This window comes from Piscinibacter sp. HJYY11 (genome assembly GCF_016735515.1).
GTDB lineage: Bacteria > Pseudomonadota > Gammaproteobacteria > Burkholderiales > Burkholderiaceae_C > Rhizobacter.
This window is the reverse complement of the sequence record NZ_JAERQZ010000001.1, coordinates 3647662-3672605: the sequence shown is the minus strand read 5'-3', so window position 1 is coordinate 3672605 and position 24944 is coordinate 3647662. Positions and strand designations below refer to the sequence as shown.

Below are 24944 nucleotides of genomic sequence, written 5' to 3'. Positions count from 1 at the left end.
CCTTCTGCAGTACGTCGCCCGGGCCTCGCTCGGGCGGCTCACCCTCGACATCATGAGTGATCGCATTCTTGGCGCTGCGTGCGTCCTGACCTCCGCTGCCATGGCGTGGGCGGTCAAGGACTATGGCGCTGCCATCTCCTACGAACCCGTCGGCCCGCGTGCCTTCCCATTGCTGCTCGCCGGCCTGATGGGCCTGGCCGGAATCTGGCTCGTGCTTCGCCCCACGCTTCAAAGCGGCAGCTTCCATGGCGTTCCGATCAAGCACACGCTCGTGTGCCTCGGCGCGATCGTGGTGTATTCGCTGCTCTTCGAGACGCTGGGGTTCGCGCTGGCCACCGCCCTCATGGCCGTGCCCATCGGCTTGGCATTCGGCGGCACCTGGAAGCAGTCACTCGTCGCGGGCCTCGGCCTTGGCGTGGCCCTCTTCTTCATCTTTGACAAAGTGCTGGACGTCGTACTTCCCACGGGCGTTCTCTCCTGGCTTCTCGGAGGACGCTGATGGACATCCTGCAACACCTGCTCGCGGGCTTCTCCGTGGCGATGACGCCCACCAACCTGATGATTGCAGCCATTGGCGCCTTCATCGGAACCGTCGTCGGGCTGCTGCCCGGTCTCGGGCCCATCAACGGCGTGGCGATCCTCATGCCGCTCGCCTATGCGATGAAGCTGCCCCCTGAGTCGTCGCTGATCCTGCTTGCCGCCGTCTACATCGGCTGCGAGTACGGCGGACGCATCTCGTCGATCCTGCTGAACGTTCCGGGTGATGCTGGCGCCATCATGACCGCCCTCGACGGCTACCCGATGGCACGGCAGGGACTTGGCGGGGTCGCCTTGTCGATTTCGGCGTGGAGCTCATTCGTCGGCTCGTTGACCGCAACGATCGGCATCGTTGTCTGCGCCCCAGTTCTGGCGAGCTGGGCACTTTCCTTCGGACCTGCCGAATACTTTGCGCTGATGTGCTTCGCGTTTGCCTGCATCGCCGGGCTCCTAGGTGACGCTCCCGTCAAGGCCGGGCTCGCCGCCGTGATCGGCTTGTCGCTGTCATGTGTCGGCCTGGACTCCAACTCGGGGGTCTACCGTCTCACCGGCGGTGACGTGCACCTCTCCGACGGGATTCAGTTTGTGGTCGTCGTGATCGGTGTCTTCTCGATCAGCGAGATCCTGCTGATGCTTCAGGAGCATCACACCAGTGCTGGGGTCATCACGAACACCGGTCGCGCGATGTTCAACCTGAAGGAACTGGCGTACACATGGTGGGGCACGCTCCGCTCGAGCGTCGTCGGCTTCTTCGTCGGCGTGCTGCCTGGCGCGGGAGCCACCATCGCCAGCGCGATGACCTACTCAATGGAGAAGCGCCTCACCGACAAGGACAACACCTTCGGCAAGGGCGACATCCGCGGCGTCGCCGCACCGGAGGCCGCGAACAACTCCTCGGCGACTGGCTCATTCGTGCCGATGCTCACTTTGGGCGTTCCGGGATCGGGAACCACGGCGGTGATGATGGGGGCACTCTCCCTCTACAACATCACGCCCGGTCCGGCGCTCTTCACGAACCAGCCGAACCTCGTGTGGGGTCTGATCGCGTCGTTTTTCATCGCCAACGCAATGCTGCTGTGCATGAACATTCCGATGGTGGGACTGTTCACCCGCATCCTGCGCGTGCCGAATTGGATGCTCGTACCTGCCATCCTCGCTGTCAGCGCACTGGGCGTCTATGCGGTGCATGCGACAACGTTCGACCTGCTGCTGATGACCGCGCTCGGCGCAATCGGCTACCTGCTGCGCAAGCAAGGCGTTCCGATGGCTCCGCTGATCCTCGGCTTCGTACTCGGCGATCTGATGGAGCAGAACCTGCGACGCGCGCTGTCGATCACCAACGGCGACGTACGCGTCTTGATCGAAAGTCCCATCTCGATGGGTCTTTGGGCTGCTGCCGTCGCCATGCTGCTGGTCCCGCCGCTGGTGAAGGCCTGCCGGCGCAAGGCTCCCGTCGCGGCGACAGCCTGAACCTCCCGCGGGCGCTCGTGCAGTCATTGCATGCGCGCCGGATCGGTGCATCCATCAACTCTTTCCTGAGCCCACCGTGAACGGTCCATCCCATCAACTGTCCATGACGGTGCTGATGACGCCAGACACCGCGAACTTCGCAGGCAACGTCCACGGGGGCACCATCCTCAAACTGCTGGACCAGGTGGCCTACGCCTGCGCCAGCCGCTATGCTGGAAGCTACGTGGTCACGCTGAGCGTCGACCAGGTGATGTTCCGGCATCCCATACAGGTCGGGCAGTTGGTCACATTCCTCGCCAGCATCAACTACACAGGCACCTCGTCCATGGAAGTCGGCATCAAGGTGCTGGCCGAGACCATCCGCACCCGCGAAGTGAAGCACGTGAACAGCTGCTTCTTCACGATGGTGGCGGTTGACGACGACCGGCGTCCACTCCAGGTTCGCCCGCTGCAACCGTCCAACCCAGACGAGGCACGCCGCCAGGCTGCCGCCGTCGCCCGCCGCGACATGAGGCGGTTCCTCGAGCAGAGCACCGGCCAGCAGTCCTGATCGAGTACTCCTCCGCGGCCCGGCCGCTTGTGGCGCCTTCCATCTCCAAACGGAATTGAAGGGGTTTGTTCATACGTCGATGACCACTCCTAACGCGGTTGCAGTTGCCGCGCCATGAGGAACGACGATGAAAGCTCTCTGGATCCAACGTTTCACGATCAAGGCACGGATGACGGTGCTGATCATGGTTGTGATGATCATGCTGGCGCTGGTGGGCGGCGCAGGCGTCTTCGGTATGTTCAAGCTGAGGGACCTGAGCCAGGAGTACCTTGACCGCTCTGTCGCTGCCTCCGAGGACGTGTTCGAGTTGCGCAACAACATGACGAGCCTGCGCCGACTCGAGAAGGACATGATCATCAACTACGAGAAGGCGGCCAACGTGGCCAAGGACAAGGCCGCCTGGCTCAAGCACCGTGACCTGCTTCTCAAAGATCTGGATGCAATGAAGAAGAGGGCCAGCGGTGAACGTGCCAAGGCCTTTGACGAGATCCAGGTGCACATGTCGGCCTACTCCGCGGCCTTGCTGCCGGTGATCGGTCAGCTGGAAGCTTCAGCCTACGACAGCCCATCGATCGTCGTGCGCGTCATGCGGCAGGCGCACGATGCCGCGGACGCGGCAGAAGCCAAGGTGGCAATGGTGGCGGCGCTGCAGAAGACGGACGCGAAGGCCGGCAAGGGCGAGATGAACGATGCGATGCAGCTGGCCCTGATGTCCTTCGCCGTCGCCGTCGGACTTGCGGTCGCCATCGTGGTTCCGCTCACCCTGATCAACATGCGCAGCATCTGCGTTCCGATGGGAAACGCTCGCTCCTTCGCCAACCGCATCGCCGCGGGCGACCTCTCTGGGTCCATTGACGTTGTTGGCCAGGATGAAACCGCCGCCATGATGCGCGCCTTGTCCAACATGCAGGACAGCCTGCGCACCATCGTGAGCCAGGTTCGCCTGGCGGTGAGCGACATCACGCATGCCAGCGCCGAGATCGCGCACGGCAACCAGGACTTGAGCGTGCGAACCGAACAGGCCGCGGCCAACCTCCAGTCTGCCGCCAGCACCATCGTGCAGTTGAGCGAGGCCGTGCGCACGAGCGCTGAGTCGGCCCATCACGCCAACGTGCACGTTGCGGAGACTGCCAATGTGGCCGCTCGCAGCGGTGAGATGGTGTCCAACGTCGTTGCCACCATGGGCGAGATCAACTCGTCTTCAATGAAGGTTCGCGACATCATCGGCGTGATCGATGGCATTGCCTTCCAGACCAACATCCTTGCCCTGAACGCTGCGGTGGAGGCGGCCCGCGCCGGTGACAAAGGTCGCGGGTTCGCGGTCGTCGCCGACGAGGTCCGAACGCTTGCACAACGTTCAGCCAAAGCGGCCGACGAGATCAAGGCCTTGATCGGCACTTCGGTCGACCGAGTCATGGCCGGCAGCACGCTCGTGGACAAGGCTGGGGGCACGATGAAGGATGTGCTGGCCTCCGTCGAAAGCACCACCCGCCTGATCGCCGACATCAGCAAGTCGTCTCATGAGCAAGCCGGAAGCGTCGAACAGGTGAGTGGCTCCATCAACAAGCTGGAGCAGGCGACACAGCAGAACGCGGCATTGGTGGAGCAATCTGCTGCCGCTGCAGAAAGCCTGAAGCAACAAGCCCGGCGGCTCTCAGAGCTGGTGGAAACATTCCAGCTGGACGAGGCGACAGCGTGACGATTCCGTCGGATCGTCACGCTGCCCGTCTAGCGATCGATCAGTCGGGCTTGATCTTGGCGCGGGTGATCACTGCTTTCCAGCGCTGCTGCTCGACTGCGATGAACTTCTCGAACTCGGCAGCAGTGCCGCCTACCGAGAGCGCAGCATCGGCAGCGAACTTCTCGAGCAGGCCTGGATCCTTGAGCGACTTCATCGTCGCCGCCATCAGCTTCGCGTCGTGGGCAGGGTTCAGCTTGGCGGGTGCCATGAGCCCATACCACTGGGTCATCTCAAAGCCAGAGAGTCCCTGTTCTGCAACCGTCGGCACGTCGGGCAGCTGCGGAATGCGCTGAGCAGTGCCGGTCGCGATGCAACGAACCTTGCCCGTCTTGATGAACTGGAGGATGGCAGGCGCACCGATGGCAGCTGCATCGACGCGCCCTGCCAGCAAGTCGGTCAGTTGCGGACCGGTGCCGCGGTACGGCACGTGAACGATGAAGGTGTTGGACGCCGATTTCAGGTACTCGAACGCGAGATGGCCGGCGCTGCCGTTGCCGGCGGAGCTGTAGTTGAGCTGTCCGGGCTTCTGCTTCGCCAGGGCAAGGAACTCTTTCAGGTTCTTGACCGGCAGGTCGGGCTTGACGACGTAGAGGCTGGGGACCTTCGCCAGCAAGGAGATCGGCCTGAAATCACGGCTGACGTCGTAGGGCAGCTTGTCGAAGATGTACGGGTTCACGGCCAGCGTGCCGATGTGCCCCAGGATGAGCGTGTGCTGGTCGTCGGCGTTGGCCACTTCGGCCATCGCGATGTTTCCGCCGCCACCCGGCTTGTTGTCCACGAAGACCGACCCGCCAAGGTTCTTGCCGAGCTCCACTGCTGTCGCTCTGGCGATGATCTCCGAGCTGCCGCCCGGAGCGAATGGAACCACCAGGCGGATGGGCTTCGAGGGCCAGGCTTGAGCGCGTGAGATCAGCGGAGTGATGCCAGCTGCGGTCAAGGCACCTGCGGCCACTGCTTGTCGACGACTGAGAGAGAACGTGGGCATTGCGGTACCTCCAGAAATGCAAGGTTCGCACCAGTGACTGGCACGATGAAAAAGGCTGCGCGTGTGGGCAGCCCGGGATCTCAGAATGAGTGACGGATACCCGCTTCGATGGCGGTGGACGGACGACCGGCAGGTTGCGTCGGGCCGCCGTACGAGAACGTTGCGCCGCCCTCGTTCTTGATGCGGCCGGCCTGTCCGTACAGCGCCGTGCGCTTGGACAGGTTATGCACGTAGCCGAGGGCCATCAGGGTGCCGTCGTTGCCGGAGTTCTTGCGATCGGCGTCCATGTAGACCGCACGGATCTCGCCGGACCCCACCGGCGCGGTCACGCCGAGGAGCCAGGTCACCTGTTCGGTCGTGGTCTGCTTGCTGGTCGAGTACAGCGCCATGAGCTTCAGGAAGCCGAAGTTGTACGAGGTACCGGCGTTGAACGACTTGAACTTGTCGCCGGCCGCGTTGTTCGTCACCTCGGACGCGGCGACAGCTGCATCGAACGGACCGGTGGCAAAGCCAACTCGGGCACCGACGTACTTGCCCGTGGCCGCGCCTTCAGCTGCGGCAACCATCGCTTGGCCGTACACGCCGCCCAGGTCTCGTGGGAGGAAGTAGCCGATGGAGTTGTTGGAACGCACGATCGTCGGCGCCGTGGAAGAGCTGCCGCCGAAGCCGTAGAACAGAAGCCCTGAAGCGCCGACTCCGTTGGTGCCGAAGGGGCTGAAGGCACTCAGGTTCCAGAAGGTGGGGACGTAGTCGCGGCCAAGACGTAGCTCACCGACGCTCTTGTGCATCAGGCTCACCGTCGAGCGACGCTGGAAGTTGTAGCCGGAAGGATTGCCGGTGTCCGGCACGAGTGCACCTTCCAGGTGGAAGCCAGCGCTCAGGCCTCCGCCGAGGTCCTCGATGCCGCGGAACCCGAGGCGGCTGGACGACAGGCCGTCGACGCTTTGCAACTTGCGCGACTCACTGCCGTTCTTGATTTGCGAGACGCCGGCATCGACGATGCCAAAGAGCGTCACAGTGGACTGGGCGAATGCGTTGCCAGCGAAGCCGGCGAGTGTGGCTGCTGCTGCAGCAAGGGTTTGAATCTTCAAGGCAAGGTCTCCTCGTTGGTGGAAATGCCCAGAGATTCTTTGTTTCACCACCTGTCAATCGCCTGTCGCCGAAAGGGTTTCATCTCGTTCATGGGTGGCTGCGCAACAACAACTTGCCAAAAGAGTCATACATGTGGACTGACCGGCAGCTCCACTCGTACACGCAAACCCTTGCCGGTGCTCGCGTCGAGCAGTTCGAGTCGCCCGTTGTGACGCGAGACGATTTCCTGAACGATGGCTAGCCCCAGCCCTGAACCTGCCACTGTCTGCCCTGCAACCCGGTAGAAGCGCTTGCACACGTGCTCACGTTCGTGCGGCGGAATGCCGGGTCCGTTGTCTTCCACCTCCAGCACCGCGCGACCTGGCGGCTCGAGTAATGCGCGAATCGTGACGCGGGAGCCGGGCCCTGCGTACTTGATCGCGTTGTCAACTAGATTGATCAGCAACTCCTGCAGCAACACTGCGTCGCCATAGATCCAAACCGGTTTGTCGGACGTCTCGTCGAGCCCGATGTCGACTTCGGATTCCATGGCCCGAGGGACGGCCTCCAGGCCCACATGGCGTGCCATCGCGAGTAGATCGATGCTCGCCACGCTCGCACCCGTGTCAAGACCGTGCTCTGCACGCGTGAGCGACAGCAACTGATTCGCGAGCCGCGCGGCCGACTGGGTGGTGTCATCGATCGCGGCCAGCACGTCACCCAGCGCGCCAGGATCCTTCTCTCGCTTCGCCACGCCAATCTGCGTCTTCAGAACCGCGATAGGCGTGCGCAACTGATGCGCAGCGTTCGCGATGAAGCTTTTGCGAAGCTCGACCATCTTCGACAGTCGCACCACATACCGATTCAGAGCCGCGACGAATGCTCGCGTCTCGGACGGCACCGCAGCTTCGTCCAGCGGTGTCAGGTCCTGTACGTCGCGTCGCTCGAGATCGACGCGCACGCGCTCGAGCGGACGCAAGCCGCGCCCCACTGCGAACAGAATGACCAAGACCGAAAGGGCCAGCAGTAGACCTTGCTGGACCAGCGTCTCGATGAGCAGTCGATGTGTCAATGCCGAGCGTGATTCGAGCGTCTCCGCCACTTGGATGAGCGCGACCCCGGTGATCGCGTCACCACTCACCGGCTGATGCAGCGCGGCCACTCGCACGGGACGCCCGCGGTACTCGGCGTCGTAGAAGTGAACGAGTGCGGGATAGGCCTTCGACAGTGGGACGTTGGGAGGCAGGCTGGGGAAGTCATCAAACCCGGCGACGTGCTCGCGCTTCAGACCGGTCACGCGGAAGTAGAAGTCCCCGCCCAGATCGTTGTCGCTCATGTCGAGCGCGGCATAGGGCAGCTCCAGGCTCAGTTTCTTTTCATCGAGCTGGATACGCTCTGCAATCGTTCGCGCGGACACGAGCAAGGATCTGTCGTAGGCGGTGTTGGCGACCGTGATCCCGCCGAAGTAAGTCCAGAACGCATTCAGTGGCAGAAGCACCACGGTGGGAACCAGCAGCCACAGGAGAAGGGTCCCTCGCAGCGAGTTCTGGCCCTTAGGCATGCTGCCTTTCGAGCATGTACCCCAACCCCCGAAGCGTGTTGATCTGCAATCCGCAGTTCTCCAGGCGTTTGCGCAGCCGGTACACCACCACTTCTACGGCGTCCGCGTTGGTTTCACCGGCGAAGACCGCCTCAAGCAAGAACTCCTTGCTCACGGCACGTCCTTCGCGTTCAAAGAGAACGCGCAGGAGGGCATGCTCGCGTTTGGAGAGCAGCACTGGCTCGCCGTCCAGGTAGAAGGCGTTCTGCTTGTAGTCCAGCAGCAGCCGTCCAACGCGTCGCTCTTCGGGCCGAAGATCCTTCGGTCGTCTCAACAGGGCCTGCACGCGTGCCTCGAACTCGTTGACATCGAACGGCTTGGGCAGGTAGTCGTCTGCACCGGCTTTCAGCCCTCGAACACGGTCGGAGACGTCCGCCAGCGCTGTCAGCACGAGCACCGGTGTCGTGTCGCCGCGAGCGCGCATGCCCGACAGCAGATCGAGGCCAGGACGCAGTGGAAGGTTCAGATCAAGTACGACCAGGTCGAAGCCGCCTTGGCGCAACTTATTCTCGCCGTCTTCACCATCCAGCGCGAAGGTGATGTCGTGGCCCGATTGTTTGAGCGCGCGGCCGAGCCAGAGCGACAGCTCCGGATGGTCTTCGATGAGGAGGAGATTCATCGTCAGGGAGAGCCAAGCCCGAAATCGCTGGCAAGCTTCTTCAGGCGCTGCGCGTCCTTCTTGACGTACGTTGTCAGCGCTTCACCTCGCAGATTGAAGGGGGTCATCCCAAGGTCATCGCGCGCCTTGACGAAGCTTTCCGAACGGGAGATCCGCTCGAAGATGCGAGTCAGCCGTTCCACATCGGCAGGAGGCACGTCTGGTCCGGCATAGACCCCTCGGACAGTCGTCCATTCCTCGATGCTGACCCCCAATTCACGTGGTGTTGGAACATTGCTCAGAACGCCTGGCAGTCGAGCAGCCGCCAGGACGGTCAACAGTCGCACCTCACCGCTCTTCACAAAGGGGGCGATTTCCGAGGCGTCGCCGGCGTAGACGTGGATGTGGCCGCTGATCAGCGCCGTCAGCGACTCCCCGCCGCCTTCAAAGGCGACATAGCGCATCGCCTTGTGAGGAACCCCTGCAGCGCGCGCCACCAAAGCCGACTTCATCCAGTCCTGGCTTCCCAGACGCCCGCCGCCGCCGAAGATCACGCTGGAGGGCTTAGCCTTCAGGTGTGCCAGCAAGGACGGAAGGTCGGCGTACGGTGCATCGGCCCGCACCGCCACGGCGCCGTGGTCCGCCCCGACGGTTGCAATCCAGCGAACGTCGTTGACGGTGCCCTTGCCGAACCGGCCCAGCACGATGTTGAGCACGGAACCAGTCGAAAAGGCCACGAGCGTGTTGGGCTCGGCCCGCCGCTGGGAGGTGACGGTATGCCAGGCGACCGCTCCGATGCCCCCAGGCATGTGTCGGATACGGAAGTGGCGGTTCAGTGACGGGTCGTCGGCGAAGGCCGTGCGCAGGAGTTTGCAGGTCCGGTCGAATCCGCCACCGGGCTGAGCGCCGGCGATGCACTCGAATTCCGGCGAGGGTGTTGCGCACGCCGCGCTGGCCAGAACGACGCTCGCCGCTGCAAACACGCGTCGCAGTGAGATGGCGAACAGTTGCATCGGGCCGTCCGGTAGTTTCGTTGCACCAACATAAGCGTTGAGCCTGTCGAAGTGCTGTCAGCTTCTAGGGAAATGCAATCGACTTTCGACAGCGCATCGAAAGGCGGACTGCCAAAGATTGCTCTACTCGGCGGCGTTGTCAACAGTACTAACCAAGCAGTTGTCGCTCGCTGTGAGGAGTAATTGCCATGGTGAACCAAGGAACTACAACTGCCCCGGTGACGCACAGTCTGGGCGCGCTGCGCCGGCTGTCTCACGAGATCAGGACGCCCCTCAATGCCGTGATGGGCTTTGCGCAGCTGCTTCGCTCGCCAGATGGCACATCGCATGAGGTGCGTGAGCGATACCTGAACCAGCTCTACCTCGCCGCACGCCATCTGTGCGGTGTGGTCGAGTCCGTCGAGTTGCTCAGCGGCGTGGCCTTCGATGCGCCGTGTCTGGAACCGACCAACATCCGTGACGTCGTCAACGAAGCGCATGACATTCTCGTCCCGCTGCTCTACAACTCTGGAACCACGCTGCACTTCGGCGTCTGCGAGGACGGATGTCGGGTTGAGGCGGACCGCCTTTGGCTACGCCAGATCTTGCTCAACCTGATTACCAATGCCATCAAGTACGGCAAGGGTCGTGTGACATTGTCCTGGTCAGTCGACGCAGGGGCTGATGGCGACAGGTGGGTGCGCCTCAGCGTCAATGACGTTGGCGCGGGGCTCGAAAGCAGTCAGGTCGCACGTCTCTTCGAGCCCTTCAATCGACTGGGCGCTGCCGCCACCGCCGTCGAAGGCACAGGCATCGGCCTCGTGATCACCCGAGAGCTCGCCAAAGGTATGGGGGGCAGCATCGAGGTGAGCAGTGTCGTGGGCTCTGGCAGCTCGTTCACGGTCCTGCTGCGGGCGATGCCCATTCACAGCAGCTGGGACGAAGATGCGTCCAATCGCAGCGCCACGATGCCGGGCGGCTTTGGACTAGGAGACTAGACGCGCAAGGAGACAGCCCGCGCGAATTCGGCCGTGGAGGCCCTCCCACCGAGATCTCGTGTGCGCACCTTGTCGACGTTCAGCGTGTCGTTGATCGCCAAGCGCAGCCGCAGCGCGAGATCCGGAAGGCCGACGTGCTCCAGCATCATCGCGGCGGCGAGCATGAGCGCCACTGGGTTGGCTCGGCCCTGACCGGCGATGTCTGGTGCGGTGCCGTGCACCGCCTCGAAGATGGCGGCCTTCTTGCCAAGGTTAGCCCCCGGCGCCATGCCAAGCCCTCCTACGAGTCCCGCGACAAGATCGGACAGCACATCGCCGAAGAGATTGGTCGTGACGACGACGTCGAATTGCCAGGGGTTCAGGACCAGCTTCATCGCGCATGCGTCGACGATCAACGTCTCGAGTTCGACCTGCCCTTTGTATTTCCTTTCGTGCAGTTCGCTTCCGGTCTCCAGGAACAGGCCGGTGAGCGCTTTGAGGATGTTGGCCTTGTGGACGATCGTGACCTTCTTTCGTCCATTGGCGACGGCATAGTCAAAGGCATATTCCAAAACGCGCCGGCATCCATGGCGGGTGTTGATCCCGGTTGCCATCGCCACTGCGTGGGGATCGTCGTCAATTGCGACATAGTGCTCATGGCCGATGTAGAGACCTTCGAGGTTCTCGCGCACCACCACCAGGTCCACGTCGTCATAACGGCCGCCCAGAACAATCGTGCGAGCAGGTCTCACGTTCGCGAACAGCTCGAACTCTTCTCGCAACCGTACGTTCGACGAACGGAAGCCGCCGCCTGAAGGCGTTTCCAGCGGACCCTTCAGCGCCAGTTGAGTCCGACGGATGCTTTCCAGCGCGGGCGGAGGCAGCGGATCTCCATGGTCGCGAACGCCGGCCAATCCTGCGGTCTGGTGGTCCCATTCGAAAGGTGCGCGCAGTGCCTCCAGAACGAACAATGTGGCATCGACGATCTCGGGGCCAACACCGTCACCTGGAATCAAGGTTGCCGGGATAAGGGCGCATCTCTGCTGTGACATAGGTGAACTGGACGTGTGCAAGTGAACACGCCCTCAGGCGTTCGATGCGGAAAAGAGAAGATCGACCGACTCGATCGCGGCGAGGGCGTCGCGTTGGCGAACAGTACGCCGCCAAGGCTTTCAAGTGGCTTTCGGTCCCGGCGTGGCAGGGGTCACTTTGATAACCGCTAGTCGACAGGGATACAGTCCAGCAAAAGGGGGATGGAACCATGTCGCTGAAGAACGCCTACGAGCAAGTCGTCGAGCAACAGGTCCAGGCGAACACAGTTGCGGCAACGACGCGACTGAGGCGCTTGGCCGCGTGGAATCATCTTGCCGATCTTGCTGTGCGGCACTTCAACCAGGCGGAGAAGGCCGCGGCGGCCGGCAAATGGTTCGACAACCTGTACGTCCTGCGAAACAACGATCTAAGAATCGTTCAGATGCACATGGGCACGCATCCGGTGAAGCGAGAGTCGGACGGATCGCTGACAGCCGAACATGGCGCAACAGTAGCAATATCGCAGAACCACATGGGCAGCGTCATCATCCTGCTGTACCCGTACGAGTCATCCCTCCAGCGCAGAAATGTCCCGCACTTGGTTTGGGAGCTGACCGACGAGCCGATGACCATCAAGGCGTCGACGGTCGTGGACCTGGTTCGCGACTTCATGACTTACGCACGCGTATCAAGCGCGTTGTTGGCACCGTCCGAATCTGACAGGAAGAGGATCGAGGTGCTCGAGCGCAGAAGTCTCGTCCTACAGGGAAAGCTGCCGGCCTTCTACCTCGGCAGTCGTGCTCGGATCGCGCTGGGCTTTGGCAGCTTCTTCCTGCTTTGCATCTTCGCCAATTGGCTTCGACAAGCGTGTACAGACACTACTCCAAGCCAAGTGCATGAACCTTTGGCCGGCCTCATTGCGCTAGTCACCGGCTGGCTGGCGGCCTTCCTTAAGGAGGAGTCGGACGCCAGATGGCAGCTCGAAGTGACTGAGCGCATGGACCATGCCCTCGCGGATGCTGGGAAAGCCCGCAGCGCCTAGCCGCCCTTCGTGGTGGTCACCTGAATCGCAGTCGAGTCGGAGACCGTGTGCTCGACACTGGCCCTTTTCAACTGCCCATCGAAATTGATCTCTGGCCAGCGAGGTTGTGAGTGCGCAAACATGGGCCCGCGGTAGTCCAAGTGCGCGAAGATCAGACGATAGAAGAGTTCCAGACAACCGTGCAGCTCGTCGAGATAGGTTTGGAGTTCCCCTTCGGAGAGCCCCAATTCGTCGGCATGCGCCGACTTGTTGCGCAGTCGGCTCCATAACGCCGCATGCTGGTCAGAGATGATGCTGCGGTCTCTCAATGCGTACAGGGCCGTCTTGGCTGCCGGCCCCTTCGCGCTTTGCAGGGATGCCATGGCCCGACTCTTCGCCCGCTCCCCAACGCTCAACGCCCGAAGGACCGGTATCGCTTCTTCCACCTCCTTGATGAAGGCTGCCTCCGGCTTTCCAAGCTCGGAGAAGTATGTCTTAAGGAGGCCTTCGATCGAGGTCGTCAGCACCAGGGCGTGGTTCTCAACGCCGGACGATGACGCCGTCAACACGCGATGCCAGAAGCCGAACAGCGCTGAATAGGGCAACGGATTCGCAGCCATGTAGCGGTCGAGGAAGTGCTGTATCGAACTGGCGCCATCGGCACGCTTGGTCGGGATCGGCGCGATCAGGGACAGAGTTCCGTGCTCCTTGTCGGACGAATCTGAATGGACGCGCTGAACATGGCTCTCGGGTTTGATGATCTTCACGACCTTCGGACGCAGACGCTTTCCGAGACAGATGCTGAGCCCTTCGAGTATTCGTTCAATGTCGTTCTCAGCCGATTCGGCTTCTGCCAGGTCGATTCGAACTTCCGTGTGGCCTTCTCTCTTGAACAAGCTACAGCGCCTCCCGGCGACCGTCAGTTCACATACGGAGCGGCTCGTCGTGCCATCGTGTGTCTCGAGCGCGTTCCAGGGTATGGCAAAGTCACCACGCACGATCACCAGGGCCCTGGGCGCGGCCCCGACGGGTCCGATGCCGTACGACAAATCGCTTTCGATCGACCGAAGCTTGGCCTGGACCACCCTGCCGCTGGCAGGAAGGCTGACGTCGCCGGTGACCCAGATCTTCGACGAGGTCCACACCGTCCCGTGCATGTCCGTGCCTGTGAAGTCGAAGTAGTGCTCGTCGCCGATCAATCGGCCCGCCTCGTGCCCAGGCCCAAATGCGGACTCGATCTCGCGTTTGAACTCGTCGGCGTCTTGGAACCGGTGGTACAGCTTCAGCATGAGGACGCCGTCATCGCCGACCACCAGACCGGCGGGTCCTGTGTAGACGACTGGAGCTATCGCCGCCTTCTGGGTCAACTTGGCCTCCAGAAACTCAAGGCTGAAGTCGTTTGCCAAGATGCGTTCGTTGTCTTTGGACACTAGCATGGTCATCGCGTTCGAGCTCCCGCTTCACAGTGCGTCCACTGGATTCTCCAATCTGTTCACGCACGTGGCGATGCCTTGACGAACGAAACGAAGCCGGCTGTGCCAGAGAATATTGCGCAAGGTCCTGCGTGGGATCAGATCGCCATTCGTACTTTCATGAAATCCACGAACGCACGGACGCGCTGCGGCAGGAAGTCCCGGGTCGCGTAGACGGCATGCAACTGACGCGGCTCGAGCCGCCAGTCCGCGAGAGCGGAGACGAGTCGGCCTTCGCGCAAGTCGGCTTCAGCCAGAGGCCGCGGCACGACACCCACCCCGCGGCCGACTCGAAGGGCGTCGAGCAGCAGCAAGGAGTTGTCGCTGCGCATCGAGCCGGCGACCTCCACCTCCTGAACGTCGCCTTCGCGCTCGAACCGCCATCGCGTGGCGTCAGTGCCTAGCAGGTAGGCGAGGCAGTCGTGGGCCGACAGGTCCTGTGGTTCCGACGGCATGCCCTTGCGAGCCCAGTAAGCGGGTGACGCACACAGCACCCGCTCAAAATGCATGAGCGGCACGGCCACCAAGGTCGAGTCCTCAAGCACGGCGCGGCCGCGCAGCGCGACATCGACACCTTCGCGCACCAGATCGGCCGGCCGATCGTTGAGGCGCACTTCGAGCTCGACGGCAGGGTAACGTTCCTGGAAGGCATGGAAGTGAGGCGCGAGGACACCGAGCGTCATCGACACAGGCGCGCTGATCACCAGGCGGCCGCTGGGGCCACGGTCCGACGCTCGCAACTCCTCGAGCACGCGATCCGTCTCAGCCACCATGGCCACGCAGTGTTCATAGAAGCGGCGCCCGGCCTCGGTAAGCGTCATGCTCCGCGTGGTGCGCGACAACAGTCGGCAGCCGGTCCATGTCTCGAGTGACTGCACGACCTTCGTCATGGCCGACGGTGAGGTGTCGAGCAGTCTGGCGGCGGCCGCGAAGCTTCCAGCCTCGACCACCCGGCAGTAGCTTCGCATTGCGTCAAGTTGATCCATGCCTACCCTCCCTGTTGGCCGGATTTTGCGGCCGACGCGGGGCGTGTGGCGAGCACATCGGCCAGCGCAGCATCGAAGGCGATCAGCCGCCCGGGCGCGTTGCCTTCGACGAGCAGCCGTGCGTCGAGCGCATCGTCGAGCAGCACGAGTGCGTCGCCCGGCAAGAGGGAAATGGTCTCGCTGGCCGGGCCGAGTTCTGCGCGCCAGGTGCCGTCGATGACGTGCAGATAGTGCGCTCGGCCGGGACTCGCGCTGCGCAGCAGCTCATCGCCGATGTCCGCGTCACCGAGAGCCACTTCGACGTCCGCCGCCACGATGACCGGCGCTGCCGAGACGGCGGCAAGTCTCGTCCAGCCGCGTGATCGCGCAGGCAGGCGCACATGCGCCACCTCGGGTGCCAGGCCACTCTCGCGCGGCGCGATCCAGACTTGCAGGTGCCGATCGACCGTGTCGTGCAGCGGGTTGTGCTGGCTGTGTCGGATGCCGCGTCCGGCGTGCATGAACTGAAGCTCGCCCGGTCTCACGATCGCACGACCTCCGCGGTCATCCCGGTGCTCGACGGCGCCCTCGAGCGGCAGCATCAGGATCTCGAGGTCGCGGTGCGGGTGCATATTGAAGCCGGTACGTGGCTGTACTTGGTCTTCGTTGAGGGCGATCAGCGGACCGAAGCGCGGCCAGTCGGCATCGCGCCACTCACCGAACGAGAAGCTGAAACGCGCGTCGAGCCAATGGAGAGCCAGATGCCCGCGCTCAGCGGCGCGGCGAACTTGCCAGCTTCGACGTGCCGCGCTCACCGTGCCGCTCCAGCAGAGGCCGGACGCCCCTGCGCGCTCACCAAGAGCTTGAGCGAAAGCACGATCAGCGCGAGCGCTGGCAGCGTCGTCCAGTGCAGCACCTCGCTGAAGACGAGCACGCCCGCCAGAACTCCGGTCAGCATCGACACGTAGCCCATGAAGCTGAAGGTCACCGGTTCCGCCCGGCGCTGCAATGCAAAGTAAAGCAGGTAGCCCGTGACGAGAACCACCGCCTGGCCCGCCAGCACGCCGAAGGCCTCGACCGTCCAGGGGATCTCCAGCGCCCCGGTCGCAGCTCCGTAAAGCGTGAGCAGCGCGGCCGAGCCCAGCAAGGTGGCCGCCGAGAGCCATTCGCCGCCTGCGTCGCGAGGAAGGTGCAACGATCGGTAGACATTGGCACCGCCCATCGAGGCAGGAATGGCGATTACCGCGAGCAGGGGCAGCCAGCCGCCGCCGCCGTGCGCCCCACGGCCGACCACGAGCAGCAGCGCACCGGCGAGCCCCGTCGCCACCGCCATCAGACGGATCGCGGTCAGCGTCTGCAAGCGAAGAGCCAGCGCGAAGGCCAGCGTGAACACAGGCGGCAGTGTGAACGCGAGCGCTGCGAAGCCGGCGCCGGTCTCGCGGGTGAGCCAGTAGAGCGCTGTCATGGGTGCGGCATGCCCGAAGAGTCCGGCCACGATGCCGAAGCGCGCGAGCTGCCGCATACGCGGTGGCCGACCCTGCCGCCCAGCGCCCAGAGCCGTGAGCACGAGCCCTGCGATCCAGGTGGGCCAGGTGGCGAAGGGGAGCGGCTGCACGTCGTGCAACGCGGCAAGCTTGGCAAGCGGGATGCCCAACCCGAGCGCCACACCGGTGGCGACGAGCAGTGGCAGCACATTGCGTGCGGATGCCATGGCACGTCCTCCTCAGGCCAGGGCCAACGCGTCGGCGTTGGCCCAAACCGGGTAGTCCACATATCCCTGCGGGCCGGGGCTGTAGAAGGTGTCGCGGTCGGCGCTTGCGAGCGGTGCGCCGGCGAGCAAACGCAGCGGCAGATCAGGGTTGGCGATGAAGGCCTGACCGAAGACCGCCGCATCGGCGCGGCCGGCCTGCACGTGCTCCAAGGCGCTATCCCCGGTCTGGCCACCCCCGAGGAAGTAGGCGCCCTTGAACAGCGGCCTCAGCAGCGAATGCCAGTCGACTGGCCCTGTCGACACGACCTCGACGAAAGCGATGTCACGCTTTGCCACCTCTCGCATCAGCGTGGTGTAGGTGTGTTCGGGCGTGTCGTCCGCGATGTCGTTGAAGGGCAGCTCGGGTGTGAGCTTCAGGCCCACCCGTCCAGCATCGGCGATGGCCACCATCGCGTCGAGCACCTCGAGAAGGAAGCGCGATCGGGCCAGCGCGTCGCCGCCGTATTCGTCGAGCCGGTGGTTGGTGCGGCTGCTCAGGAACTGCATGGGCAGGTAGCCAGAGCCGGCGTGCAGCTCGACGGCATCGAAACCGGCCTCCAGCGCACGCTCCGTGGCGGCCGCGAAGGCGTTCACGATGCGCTTGATCTCGGCGCGTTCCAGTGCACGCGGCGTGATGTGCGGGCGCGGCCCGACGTCGGTGTACGAGCTGCCGTGAGGCCGCACTGCCGAAGGAGCGACAGGCGTCGAGCCGTGCGGCAGGAAGAGTGGGTCGCTGATACGGCCCACGTGCATGAGCTGCGCCGCGATGCGCCCGCCTGCAGCATGCACGGCACGCGTCACGCGGGCCCAAGAGGCGGCCTGCTCGTCGTTCGCGAGGCCGGGCGTGCGCACGTAGCCTTTGCCCATCGCCTCGGGGAAAAGGCCCTCGGTGAGGATGAGCCCGGCCGATGCTCGCTGGGCGTAGTAGTCGGCTGTCATCGAAGGCACGGTGCCGTCATCCAGTGCACGCGACCGCGTCATGGGGGCCATCACGACGCGGTTTGGCAACGAAAGCGCGCCGGCCTGCAAGGGGGTGAAGAGAAGGTCTCGCATGAGTGCTCCTGTGGTGGGGTGGAGTCACTCTAGGAAAGCGGGTCATTCTCAGAAAGCCGTCCGCTGGAAGATGACTGTTGCCGGCGCGGAACGAATCGGATGGCGTTGGGGCATGCCACCGCTACATCAAACGGGGCGAGCCGGCCCCCGTGCCCAAGGGAGAAGAAATCTCCTTCTACGAAGTTGTGAAGATTGCCTGCAGCTTGTCCGTAGCATCTCTGAGGTGTTCGAACGAACTTCCTGCAGTGGGCTGATCGCGCTTGCCAGTGCGGATTTCTCCGAGCTGCACGAATCGATCCGATCCTCAAGTACCGCGGAGCCAGGGAGCCTCATCGAGAGCTGATCCAGAGAATCGGGGCCAACGACTGCTTGTCGCAGACAAGCTGCCTACGCTTTGGGGCTCGTTCACAAGGGACGCGGTAAACGCGGATGTCGCAAAGCGCGCAGGCATCCCAACACCTACAGGACTCATGAGTCTGTAGCCAGAACGAACGACTAAGGTTTAGCCATCAGCTGCCAACGATCGTTGGCCTGCAACGTACGCACGTAGTCTCGAAGGGAGAGGCCCCACAGCGTGCGTTTATCCGATGCGAAGTGGTCGTGCTCAAGGCCGGTTAGGTATTCAGTGAAATCCAGTACCCGTTCCATGCGGAAGGAAGAGAACATTCCACCCTTCGACGCAGCGTTGTAGCTTTCGTCGATGCGCTTTGCTGAGGTGATCTTGACCTGACACCACAGAAGCGGTGCACCTCTATGCGCCCTTGAGTTCAGCAAGCCGCCGATCTGCCTCCCGTTTGCCGATGGTGCGGACCCGGGCAATCCTGGCCAGCGCGCTAGTTCGAGGTTTGACCTTGCCGTCCTCCCATTTGTAGACGGAGAGCATGGACGCACCAATCAGCAAACCATAGTCTTTCGCAGAAAGCTTCAGCTTCTTGCGATGCGCCTTCATCCCCGCCGTACTGAAGCGGACCTGGGTTTCGTCGCGAGCCCCCTCGGCGGCTGGAGGCTTTGCCCCCTTCGATGCGCGCTTGAGCTGATTCTGCAGAGAGCGCACTTCTTTCTTCAGTGCCCCGATCTCCGATCGGTGCCCCGCCAGCCCCTTTTTGAGCGACTGGATTTCTGCACGGACTTCTTTGCGCGCGAGTCGGATGATCTCGCTCTTGAGGAGGGATGCGATGTTGGTCATCCCTGATTCTGTCGCAGCCTAGTGTGCCGAAGTGTCTTTCACCAACTTGGCACCTGTAATCGCAGCAGCCAAGGATTCCATGGCAGCTGCCTTGACGAAGACTGCCAGCAGCTCTGGCTTCTCCAGCACTGCACCGGGGCCGAATTCTTCGTCGAAGTGCTCTATGGCAGCCGCAAAGTGCTTCTTCACGTTGTCATGCGCCAACGCCAGTCTGTACTGGTCGTCGAGTGAGATCTCTTGAACATCAACCCCTGTCATTGATTCCTCCCTTGTTGTTGAGAGCGATCATGGAGGAGAAGATGTCGCGTCGACAACCCTCCAGAGCGTGAGCCCCCAATGGAGGGAGTGCAAGCTCGAAATGTCCTACCGGTCGACGCGCAGCACTGCCCTGCGCTGCTGCAGGAGGCTGCAAACCGCGTCGACCGCGACGGTGTCCTGGTCGCGCATCACGGCTTCCTTGATCGCGTCGCTGACCGCCCTGGCGACCTCCGCATGGCTGAGCCCGGTGGCCACCTCGGCGAGCTCAGCAAGCGCCTTGGGCGACTTGAGGTAGTTGGCCAGGCGCATGCGAAGCAAGGCCTTGACCTCGTCCGCCGACGGCACGTGGTACTGCACCACATCGTCGAAGCGCCGGAAGAGCGCCTCATCGAGGATGTCGGGGTGGTTGGTGGCGGCGACGATCACGCTGCTGGACTCGTCCTGCTCGATCATCAGCAGGAAGCTGTTCAAGATGCGGCGGATCTCGCCCACGTCATTGGCCATGCCGCGCTGGCTGCCGATGGCATCGAACTCGTCGAACAGGTACACGCCGCGCGTCGAAGCGACAGCGTCGAAGACCTGGCGCAGCTTGGCCGCGGTCTCACCCATGAACTTGGTGATCAGCGAGTCCAGGCGGACCACGAATAACGGGATGCCCAGCTCGCCGGCAAGCGCGGCCGCCGTCATCGTCTTCCCCGTGCCGGACGGGCCGACCAGTAGCAGCTTGCGGCGGGGCTGCAGGCCGTGGCTGCGCAGCTTGCTCAAGTGCCGCTGTTCCTTGAGGACCTGCTGCAGGCTCTCGAGCACCGGTGGCGCCAGCACCATGTCCGACAGCCGCCGCGAAGGGTATGTGACGCTTAGAAGGGAGGCGAGCTCGCCCTTGGGCCGGGTGATGGGGATCGCCGCGCCTTCGAGCGGCGCACCGTGCCGGCGCGACTTGGCGGCATCGATTAGCTCGCGCAGCTCTTCGGCGAGCTTGCCGTGCCCCTGCTTGGCCTCATGCGCGGCCATCTGCATGGCGACGGAATAGAAATGGCGATCGTCGCCCTCTGCGTGGGAGCGCAGCAGTGCTTTAAGTTGGGCGCCAGTCACCATCTTGGCCATTTTGAACTCACTCCCCTTTCACCGTACTTGATCAAAACACCCCAAACGTCAACCGGCTGAATTTGACCTACAACCAAAGCGACCTGAGACGCATCTTCGATGCGTCGGACAACTTCGAGGGAGTCCGTCGTTAAGTTGGCTCCTTTGGCCTTCGTCGAAAGCGTCGCAGGGGCTGCTCGTGGCCGCCTTGATGACAGGCCCGTCTGCGAAATCACTAGAGCGGCAACCTCATGGCGGCACATTAAATTGACGACGCGACGCTGCTCGTACGTTTGGCGACTTTTTGGCGAGATTAAAGATCAAGTGCTATTGGCGGCTTGCACTGGGGACAGTCCACTTCAGACTGGTAGCGGACCTAACTGTTGCCCATGACATTGGTTAACAGAGGCAGGCATTCCAACGGATTTGCAATGAGCTAAGAAATCGCTCTGACGAAGAAGTCATATCGATCTTGGATGTGCGCCTCACGAAATACACCATTAATCGCCTGCCGAAGGAACACTTCTAAATCTCGCTGAGTCAGCAGAACGATCTGCCCGGCCTGGTTCTTGTTCGCAACGTTCGCGATGTGCCGCAGATAACTTTCCTTTATTTCTCCGCCCCTGAAGACAATGAGTCCGAAGCGTCCAAATGAGTTGCTGAAGTAGTACTGGACTTGATGGAAGTCGTCCGCTGCCAGATCCTCGTAGTTCTTGCACTCCCACACTACTTGCGTCGCGCCATGCTTATTGCGAACGACCTCCCAGAATCCACCAGTAGCTCGATTTGACGCCACCCAATCTCTGATAGTCGTGTTGTCAGACGTGCGGGCCTTGGCTTGAACGTTAGTGAGGGATCGATAGAAGCAAAGTTTGATGATGTCACCCACGAGATCTTCAAACTTTGCGGCTCCCTCATGGCCTAGAGGTGTCGTGCGAAGGTCGGCTAGTGCTTGTTCGAGCGCGGCCTTATAGGCATCAAAGGCATAGTTTTCCGGCAAGTCCTCAAGCAGGCCCTCGTTTCTAAGCTGGGTGGCCTCCGTGAGGCGCTGCATCAAAATCGGGCGCGTATTTAGCGCAGCGCGGTAGGTCGGATGAATCACGATCTCAGAAATCGAATCAATCGCGAGCTTTGCGTTGGCGTCTTTTCCAGGTTCCTTGTACTGAACACGCCCCTTGTTCTGGAGCCCAAAGAAACCAATCCCGAACAGGAGCTCGACAAACCTAAAAGGCACCGTGTAGTCGAAGAACCATGAGCCGCAGTACTTTGAGATTTTTTCGTTGACTAGTAGCTTACCGATGAAGTCCTCGATCGCAAGAATCGAAAACTCGCTCCCAAGGCCATAGAAGTGCTCGAGGATGACGCTGATGTTTGGGTAGTTCTCCGAGAACTCGTCACCCAGGTCCTTGAGGCGGCTCGTGCTGTAGCGTCGTCCGGCGTCCTCCAGATCGGCTTTGGTCACTTTGACATTGCCGTTTGCAAGAGCAGAACTGATAGCGTAAGTTGTCAGCATCAGGACATCTCTCGGGCGCCTCTGACAAAGCTCCATTACAAGCCCTGCACTCGAACGTCCGTCGACCTCATCGAAGAAACAGTTCCATGCCTCTCCGCCGAGCTTCGGCTTTGTGTTGAAGGGTCTAACCAGGCGTCGCTCTACGAGTTCCTGCAGCTTTCTTTCTGTCCATTCGAGGAAGATCACCGACGTTTCAAGACGAGAGAATTCGTTGTCCATCGCACGAATGCGGTCATAAATGTTCTCTCTAATGAATATGTACGGCCGGATGCACGGAGTAGAAGCGCGTAGGCGAACCGCCGCGTGCATCAAAGCCATCAGGCAAATGAGTGCTGAAGGGGAGCCATCCCATGACTCATCAAGCCTGTCGATAAGAATGGTGAACCGGAACTGGCCGTCAACGGCAAGCGCATTCACTTCATCAACAAGTTCCTTGCTGCGATTAATCTGTCGAAGCCAGAGCTTGTCCTGATTGAGCGCGTATGCATCAAAGATTTCCTTGGTGAGATTGATGATGCGGTGATCAAACTCACAGTCTTCGATGAGGTTGCGCTCCTTAGCTATCGTCGCCGGCGCGTTCTTGAACTGAAAGAGCTTTGCATACCCCCAAGCGCGGACCACCTCGTCCAGGAGCGCCCGCTCCATTGTGTGCATTAAAGATTTGAACGGTCTTTGACGGGTATCGTGAAACTCCTCGCACTCCAGCGGAAGTACAAGCAGGTCGAATATGTGCGGCGTAATCGAAATCGATCGTTTGAGCTTCCGCTGAATCTCATAAACGATTGCGGTCTTGCCGGCGCCTCGACGTCCGACAAAGAAGCAGTAGTTGCCGTCCTCCGCCAGAGCGGCTAAGGCCGAAGGGGTCGACACAAATAACTGTGGGTCGTGACGGATGAGATCGTATTCTGCGAATGCTTGACCCAATTGCACGCGTTCAAGCGCATTCTTTGGCAGAGAAATCGCTGACATGTGCGTCCTCCCTCTTCTATTGACGTAGGCAATCTTCCGCAATGCACCTTTTTTGTCCATAAGAGGCAGCCCTCGCTTTGCTCGAGGCGACAGCAGTATCTTGGCCAGATGGCACGTTAGGACTCAGCGGAGCGCCAGGCAGGCGTCATGGCCGCTTTCGCTGCTGAGCAGACACTGAACAAAGGCTTCTCGCGCACCGTTTGCCCTGCTGGAGGGCCCTTAACAAGCTTGGCAGTGGTTACGCTCACGCTCCAAGGCGGCCAAGGCGGCGTCGAGTCGCCTTGCGAAGGGGAGAGAGAGCAGCCACTCTCCGACGCTGTCCAGCTCGAAACTCTCGTGCGGCCGCCCCGCCAGAAGCTCGCGCACACTGAGACGTCCTAGGTCTGGGTCTCGTCGGGTGAAGAAGTAGTGCACCTGCACCAGATCCGGATCGAACGCAGCCCTCGTTCGTTGAATCAAGCTGGGATAGACCTCTGGGGCGAGCTGATAAAAGGGATAGAGACGCTCACTGCCACGGCGCTCCCGGAAAAAGGAGAAGAGCTCACCTGCTTGCTCTCTGCGCTGCACTTCTGCAGTGCTGACGCCCAAGTAAGCGGCCATCTCTTCAAGCGTGAGCTGCTCCGACGCGAGCAGGTCGACGGCCACACCTTCACCGCCGGTCACAGTCAGCCCCTCGCGTTCGGTTCAACCACGTCTCGAAAGAGAAAGGCTGCACCTGATCGAAACGCTCAACGGCAGCAGGTTTCTCTACAGCAGCACGCCGGAGCACCTCTTCATCTAACGCGCCACTGTCGAGGACAGCGACTACCCCCTCAGGTCGTAGTCGGGCCAAGTTCACGACCGCGGACAGATTCTTGAGCCAAGCAAAGCGCATGTCGACTCCTCACTTTTAGCGAATGGCCCGAAAACTCTCTCGCGTCATTCGGCCAACCGTCTTGGTTCCATCGGCCGATACGCGCGATCCTCGTCACGTCGCTGCGTTATAGCCAGTAGGCGACCACGTTTGTGTTCGGTTTTCGACCGAACACCGCCTCTCGGGAGATGCCAGGTTCGCGAATCGCGTTACCGATCCTCTGGATCAGTTCGCGGGCAATTTGATCTACGCCATGGCGTCGCTTCATGTGCACCTCGCAACTCTACTTCGGTGGCCGGCTCACCGATCCGGCTGAACCAGCTGCTCCAGCTGAAACCACAGCGTTTCGGTCTTGGGGTCAGGGTTCAGGATGCTTGGCGCGGCCCTGAACTGAACCTGTGCCAATCCGGGCTTCACATCGATGACCAAGCCAATTGCAGACACGGATCGGAATTGAGGATGCAGGACGCGGACGCGGTCACCCGGCTTGAGTCGCGCCCTGAAAGCCGGGAGCTCTGCTCTTCGCTGTTCGGCTGCGGCTCGCTCCCTTTCCGCCAGCGCTTCTCTTGAGGCTTGCCGCTCCCGTTCGCGCTGAGCGGCCTCCTCCGCATATCGCTTCTCAGCGGCCGCGGCCGCTTCGGCACGCCGGCGCTTGCTCTCCTCGTCCTGTGGCGGATTGAGTGTTTCACCTGCCACAAACGAAGTTCGCAAGGTGAGTTGGATGCGATCGCGGTTCTGGATGTCCTGGTAGAACCGGTGATCGTTGTAGTTGATCCTGGCAATCCAGAGATAGAGCTCGCCTTTCGTACACCGGATTTCAGTGGTGACCGTGCGAACGAACTCTGGCCGGTGATCCCGCATCACGGACGGCCCCGCAAAACGCACAGCGTTCCGCACCGGAAATAAGTTGCCCTGCTGTTGGCGGCACTTCTCGTAGATCGGTTCGAGCTGGCGCTCGATGACAGGAAAGCCGAACAACTCGTTCTCGCTTTCGGGGCCAAGCCAGGTGATTCGCAAGTCACTGTTCTTGGCAACGCCGGCGACCACCTCTTCCGGAGTTCGTGAAGCGACGTTCGCGCATCCCATGAGCACAGCGACTACGAGGCCGACGAGCGCACTCAGGAGAGCTCGACGAGGCGAGCTCTCTCTCATCTTCACCATGTCTGCTCCCTTGCATGAGGCTGCCCGACCCTTGTGCCTTGTTTGGCGGTCCAAAAGACCATCAAAGTCGTCGCAACTTGCCTTTCAGTGTCTTAAAGATACTCAAA

Annotated in this window: 22 protein-coding genes and 1 pseudogene; 6 read left to right on the top strand and 17 right to left on the bottom strand. The window is 61.8% G+C overall.

Annotation, left to right across the window (positions count from 1 at the left end):
* Positions 1–52 precede the first annotated feature (52 nt).
* The 4 genes from JI745_RS17070 (at position 53) to JI745_RS17055 (ending at position 4256) form a co-directional block, all read left to right on the top strand.
* On the top strand, positions 53–499 hold the full coding sequence (locus JI745_RS17070; protein ID WP_201809591.1) for a tripartite tricarboxylate transporter TctB family protein: 447 nt from the start codon (positions 53–55) through the stop codon (positions 497–499).
* Positions 496–2007 (top strand): tripartite tricarboxylate transporter permease, encoded by a 1512-nt coding sequence (locus JI745_RS17065; protein WP_201812613.1) that lies wholly within the window; start codon positions 496–498, stop codon positions 2005–2007. The genes JI745_RS17070 and JI745_RS17065 overlap by 4 nt, the downstream gene beginning before the upstream one ends.
* A 76-nt stretch (positions 2008–2083) precedes the next feature.
* Entirely contained in the window at positions 2084–2557 is a 474-nt protein-coding gene (locus tag JI745_RS17060) for an acyl-CoA thioesterase (protein ID WP_201809587.1), read from the top strand.
* Positions 2558–2684: 127 nt separating this feature from the next.
* Positions 2685–4256 carry a methyl-accepting chemotaxis protein gene (locus JI745_RS17055; protein WP_201809584.1) on the top strand — a complete coding sequence of 524 codons (1572 nt, stop codon included), beginning with the start codon at positions 2685–2687 and terminating at the stop codon, positions 4254–4256.
* Positions 4257–4296: 40 nt separating this feature from the next.
* On the opposite strand, the gene JI745_RS17050 is transcribed toward JI745_RS17055, so the two are convergent.
* From JI745_RS17050 to JI745_RS17030, 5 genes are all read right to left on the bottom strand, one after another.
* The gene (locus tag JI745_RS17050; protein WP_201809581.1) at positions 4297–5283 is read right to left on the bottom strand and encodes a tripartite tricarboxylate transporter substrate binding protein; all 987 of its coding nucleotides are present in this window, start codon (positions 5281–5283) and stop codon (positions 4297–4299) included.
* Positions 5284–5363: 80 nt separating this feature from the next.
* Positions 5364–6374 (bottom strand): porin, encoded by a 1011-nt coding sequence (locus JI745_RS17045; RefSeq protein ID WP_236675025.1) that lies wholly within the window; start codon positions 6372–6374, stop codon positions 5364–5366.
* A gap of 125 nt (positions 6375–6499) precedes the next feature.
* Positions 6500–7915, bottom strand: a complete 1416-nt coding sequence (locus JI745_RS17040; RefSeq protein WP_201809578.1) for a sensor histidine kinase — start codon at positions 7913–7915, stop codon at positions 6500–6502.
* On the bottom strand, positions 7908–8573 hold the full coding sequence (locus JI745_RS17035) for a response regulator (RefSeq protein ID WP_201809576.1): 666 nt from the start codon (positions 8571–8573) through the stop codon (positions 7908–7910). The genes JI745_RS17040 and JI745_RS17035 overlap by 8 nt, the downstream gene beginning before the upstream one ends.
* Before the next feature lie 2 nt (positions 8574–8575).
* Positions 8576–9565, bottom strand: coding sequence for a tripartite tricarboxylate transporter substrate binding protein (locus JI745_RS17030; protein ID WP_201809575.1), 990 nt, complete (start codon positions 9563–9565; stop codon positions 8576–8578).
* Between the two features lie 188 nt (positions 9566–9753).
* On the opposite strand from JI745_RS17030, the gene JI745_RS17025 reads away from it, so the two are divergent.
* Positions 9754–10542 carry a sensor histidine kinase KdpD gene (locus JI745_RS17025; protein WP_201809573.1) on the top strand — a complete coding sequence of 263 codons (789 nt, stop codon included), beginning with the start codon at positions 9754–9756 and terminating at the stop codon, positions 10540–10542.
* Here JI745_RS17025 and JI745_RS17020 read toward each other — a convergent pair.
* Positions 10539–11573 carry an isocitrate/isopropylmalate dehydrogenase family protein gene (locus tag JI745_RS17020; protein ID WP_201809571.1) on the bottom strand — a complete coding sequence of 345 codons (1035 nt, stop codon included), beginning with the start codon at positions 11571–11573 and terminating at the stop codon, positions 10539–10541. The two genes, JI745_RS17025 and JI745_RS17020, sit on opposite strands and share 4 nt — an antisense overlap.
* 209 nt (positions 11574–11782) lie before the next feature.
* Between JI745_RS17020 and JI745_RS17015 the strand changes: the two genes are divergently transcribed.
* Positions 11783–12595 (top strand): hypothetical protein, encoded by an 813-nt coding sequence (locus JI745_RS17015; protein WP_201809561.1) that lies wholly within the window; start codon positions 11783–11785, stop codon positions 12593–12595.
* Here JI745_RS17015 and JI745_RS17010 read toward each other — a convergent pair.
* From JI745_RS17010 to JI745_RS16960, 11 genes and pseudogenes are all read right to left on the bottom strand, one after another.
* A complete protein-coding gene (locus JI745_RS17010) occupies positions 12592–14016 on the bottom strand; it encodes a hypothetical protein (protein WP_201809559.1) in 1425 nt (474 codons plus the stop codon). The two genes, JI745_RS17015 and JI745_RS17010, sit on opposite strands and share 4 nt — an antisense overlap.
* Before the next feature lie 128 nt (positions 14017–14144).
* The gene (locus JI745_RS17005; RefSeq protein WP_201809557.1) at positions 14145–15032 is read right to left on the bottom strand and encodes a LysR family transcriptional regulator; all 888 of its coding nucleotides are present in this window, start codon (positions 15030–15032) and stop codon (positions 14145–14147) included.
* Positions 15033–15034: 2 nt separating this feature from the next.
* The gene (locus JI745_RS17000; RefSeq protein WP_201809555.1) at positions 15035–15826 is read right to left on the bottom strand and encodes a pirin family protein; all 792 of its coding nucleotides are present in this window, start codon (positions 15824–15826) and stop codon (positions 15035–15037) included.
* A 488-nt stretch (positions 15827–16314) separates the two neighbouring features.
* A pseudogene (locus tag JI745_RS26915) lies at positions 16315–16722 on the bottom strand (DMT family transporter); the annotation flags it as partial.
* A gap of 12 nt (positions 16723–16734) precedes the next feature.
* Positions 16735–17814 (bottom strand): alkene reductase, encoded by a 1080-nt coding sequence (locus JI745_RS16990; protein ID WP_201809541.1) that lies wholly within the window; start codon positions 17812–17814, stop codon positions 16735–16737.
* A gap of 751 nt (positions 17815–18565) precedes the next feature.
* On the bottom strand, positions 18566–19000 hold the full coding sequence (locus JI745_RS16985; RefSeq protein WP_201809537.1) for a DNA-binding transcriptional regulator: 435 nt from the start codon (positions 18998–19000) through the stop codon (positions 18566–18568).
* Between the two features lie 18 nt (positions 19001–19018).
* A complete protein-coding gene (locus tag JI745_RS16980) occupies positions 19019–19258 on the bottom strand; it encodes a hypothetical protein (RefSeq protein ID WP_201809536.1) in 240 nt (79 codons plus the stop codon).
* 105 nt (positions 19259–19363) lie between these two features.
* Positions 19364–20353, bottom strand: coding sequence for an AAA family ATPase (locus JI745_RS16975; protein WP_201809533.1), 990 nt, complete (start codon positions 20351–20353; stop codon positions 19364–19366).
* Positions 20354–20777: 424 nt separating this feature from the next.
* Positions 20778–22823 carry a P-loop ATPase, Sll1717 family gene (locus tag JI745_RS16970; protein WP_201809531.1) on the bottom strand — a complete coding sequence of 682 codons (2046 nt, stop codon included), beginning with the start codon at positions 22821–22823 and terminating at the stop codon, positions 20778–20780.
* A 219-nt stretch (positions 22824–23042) separates the two neighbouring features.
* Complete coding sequence (locus tag JI745_RS16965) at positions 23043–23486, bottom strand: hypothetical protein (protein WP_201809529.1); 444 nt, start codon at positions 23484–23486, stop codon at positions 23043–23045.
* Between the two features lie 490 nt (positions 23487–23976).
* Complete coding sequence (locus tag JI745_RS16960) at positions 23977–24837, bottom strand: hypothetical protein (RefSeq protein ID WP_201809528.1); 861 nt, start codon at positions 24835–24837, stop codon at positions 23977–23979.
* Between the last annotated feature and the right edge of the window lie 107 nt (positions 24838–24944).

What these genes read in the sequence shown, in the direction of transcription:
- JI745_RS17005 (WP_201809557.1), bottom strand. Translation starts at nt 15,032, where the DNA reads ATGGATCAACTTGACGCAATGCGAAGCTACTGCCGGGTGGTCGAGGCT.
- JI745_RS16960 (WP_201809528.1), bottom strand. Translation starts at nt 24,837, where the DNA reads ATGGTGAAGATGAGAGAGAGCTCGCCTCGTCGAGCTCTCCTGAGTGCG.
- JI745_RS17050 (WP_201809581.1), bottom strand. Translation starts at nt 5,283, where the DNA reads ATGCCCACGTTCTCTCTCAGTCGTCGACAAGCAGTGGCCGCAGGTGCC.
- JI745_RS16975 (WP_201809533.1), bottom strand. Translation starts at nt 20,353, where the DNA reads ATGGTGACTGGCGCCCAACTTAAAGCACTGCTGCGCTCCCACGCAGAG.
- JI745_RS17025 (WP_201809573.1), top strand. Translation starts at nt 9,754, where the DNA reads ATGGTGAACCAAGGAACTACAACTGCCCCGGTGACGCACAGTCTGGGC.
- JI745_RS16980 (WP_201809536.1), bottom strand. Translation starts at nt 19,258, where the DNA reads ATGACAGGGGTTGATGTTCAAGAGATCTCACTCGACGACCAGTACAGA.
- JI745_RS17035 (WP_201809576.1), bottom strand. Translation starts at nt 8,573, where the DNA reads ATGAATCTCCTCCTCATCGAAGACCATCCGGAGCTGTCGCTCTGGCTC.
- JI745_RS16990 (WP_201809541.1), bottom strand. Translation starts at nt 17,814, where the DNA reads ATGCGAGACCTTCTCTTCACCCCCTTGCAGGCCGGCGCGCTTTCGTTG.
- JI745_RS17040 (WP_201809578.1), bottom strand. Translation starts at nt 7,915, where the DNA reads ATGCCTAAGGGCCAGAACTCGCTGCGAGGGACCCTTCTCCTGTGGCTG.
- JI745_RS16985 (WP_201809537.1), bottom strand. Translation starts at nt 19,000, where the DNA reads ATGACCAACATCGCATCCCTCCTCAAGAGCGAGATCATCCGACTCGCG.
- JI745_RS17010 (WP_201809559.1), bottom strand. Translation starts at nt 14,016, where the DNA reads ATGACCATGCTAGTGTCCAAAGACAACGAACGCATCTTGGCAAACGAC.
- JI745_RS17020 (WP_201809571.1), bottom strand. Translation starts at nt 11,573, where the DNA reads ATGTCACAGCAGAGATGCGCCCTTATCCCGGCAACCTTGATTCCAGGT.
- JI745_RS16970 (WP_201809531.1), bottom strand. Translation starts at nt 22,823, where the DNA reads ATGTCAGCGATTTCTCTGCCAAAGAATGCGCTTGAACGCGTGCAATTG.
- JI745_RS17030 (WP_201809575.1), bottom strand. Translation starts at nt 9,565, where the DNA reads ATGCAACTGTTCGCCATCTCACTGCGACGCGTGTTTGCAGCGGCGAGC.
- JI745_RS17055 (WP_201809584.1), top strand. Translation starts at nt 2,685, where the DNA reads ATGAAAGCTCTCTGGATCCAACGTTTCACGATCAAGGCACGGATGACG.
- JI745_RS17070 (WP_201809591.1), top strand. Translation starts at nt 53, where the DNA reads ATGAGTGATCGCATTCTTGGCGCTGCGTGCGTCCTGACCTCCGCTGCC.
- JI745_RS17015 (WP_201809561.1), top strand. Translation starts at nt 11,783, where the DNA reads ATGTCGCTGAAGAACGCCTACGAGCAAGTCGTCGAGCAACAGGTCCAG.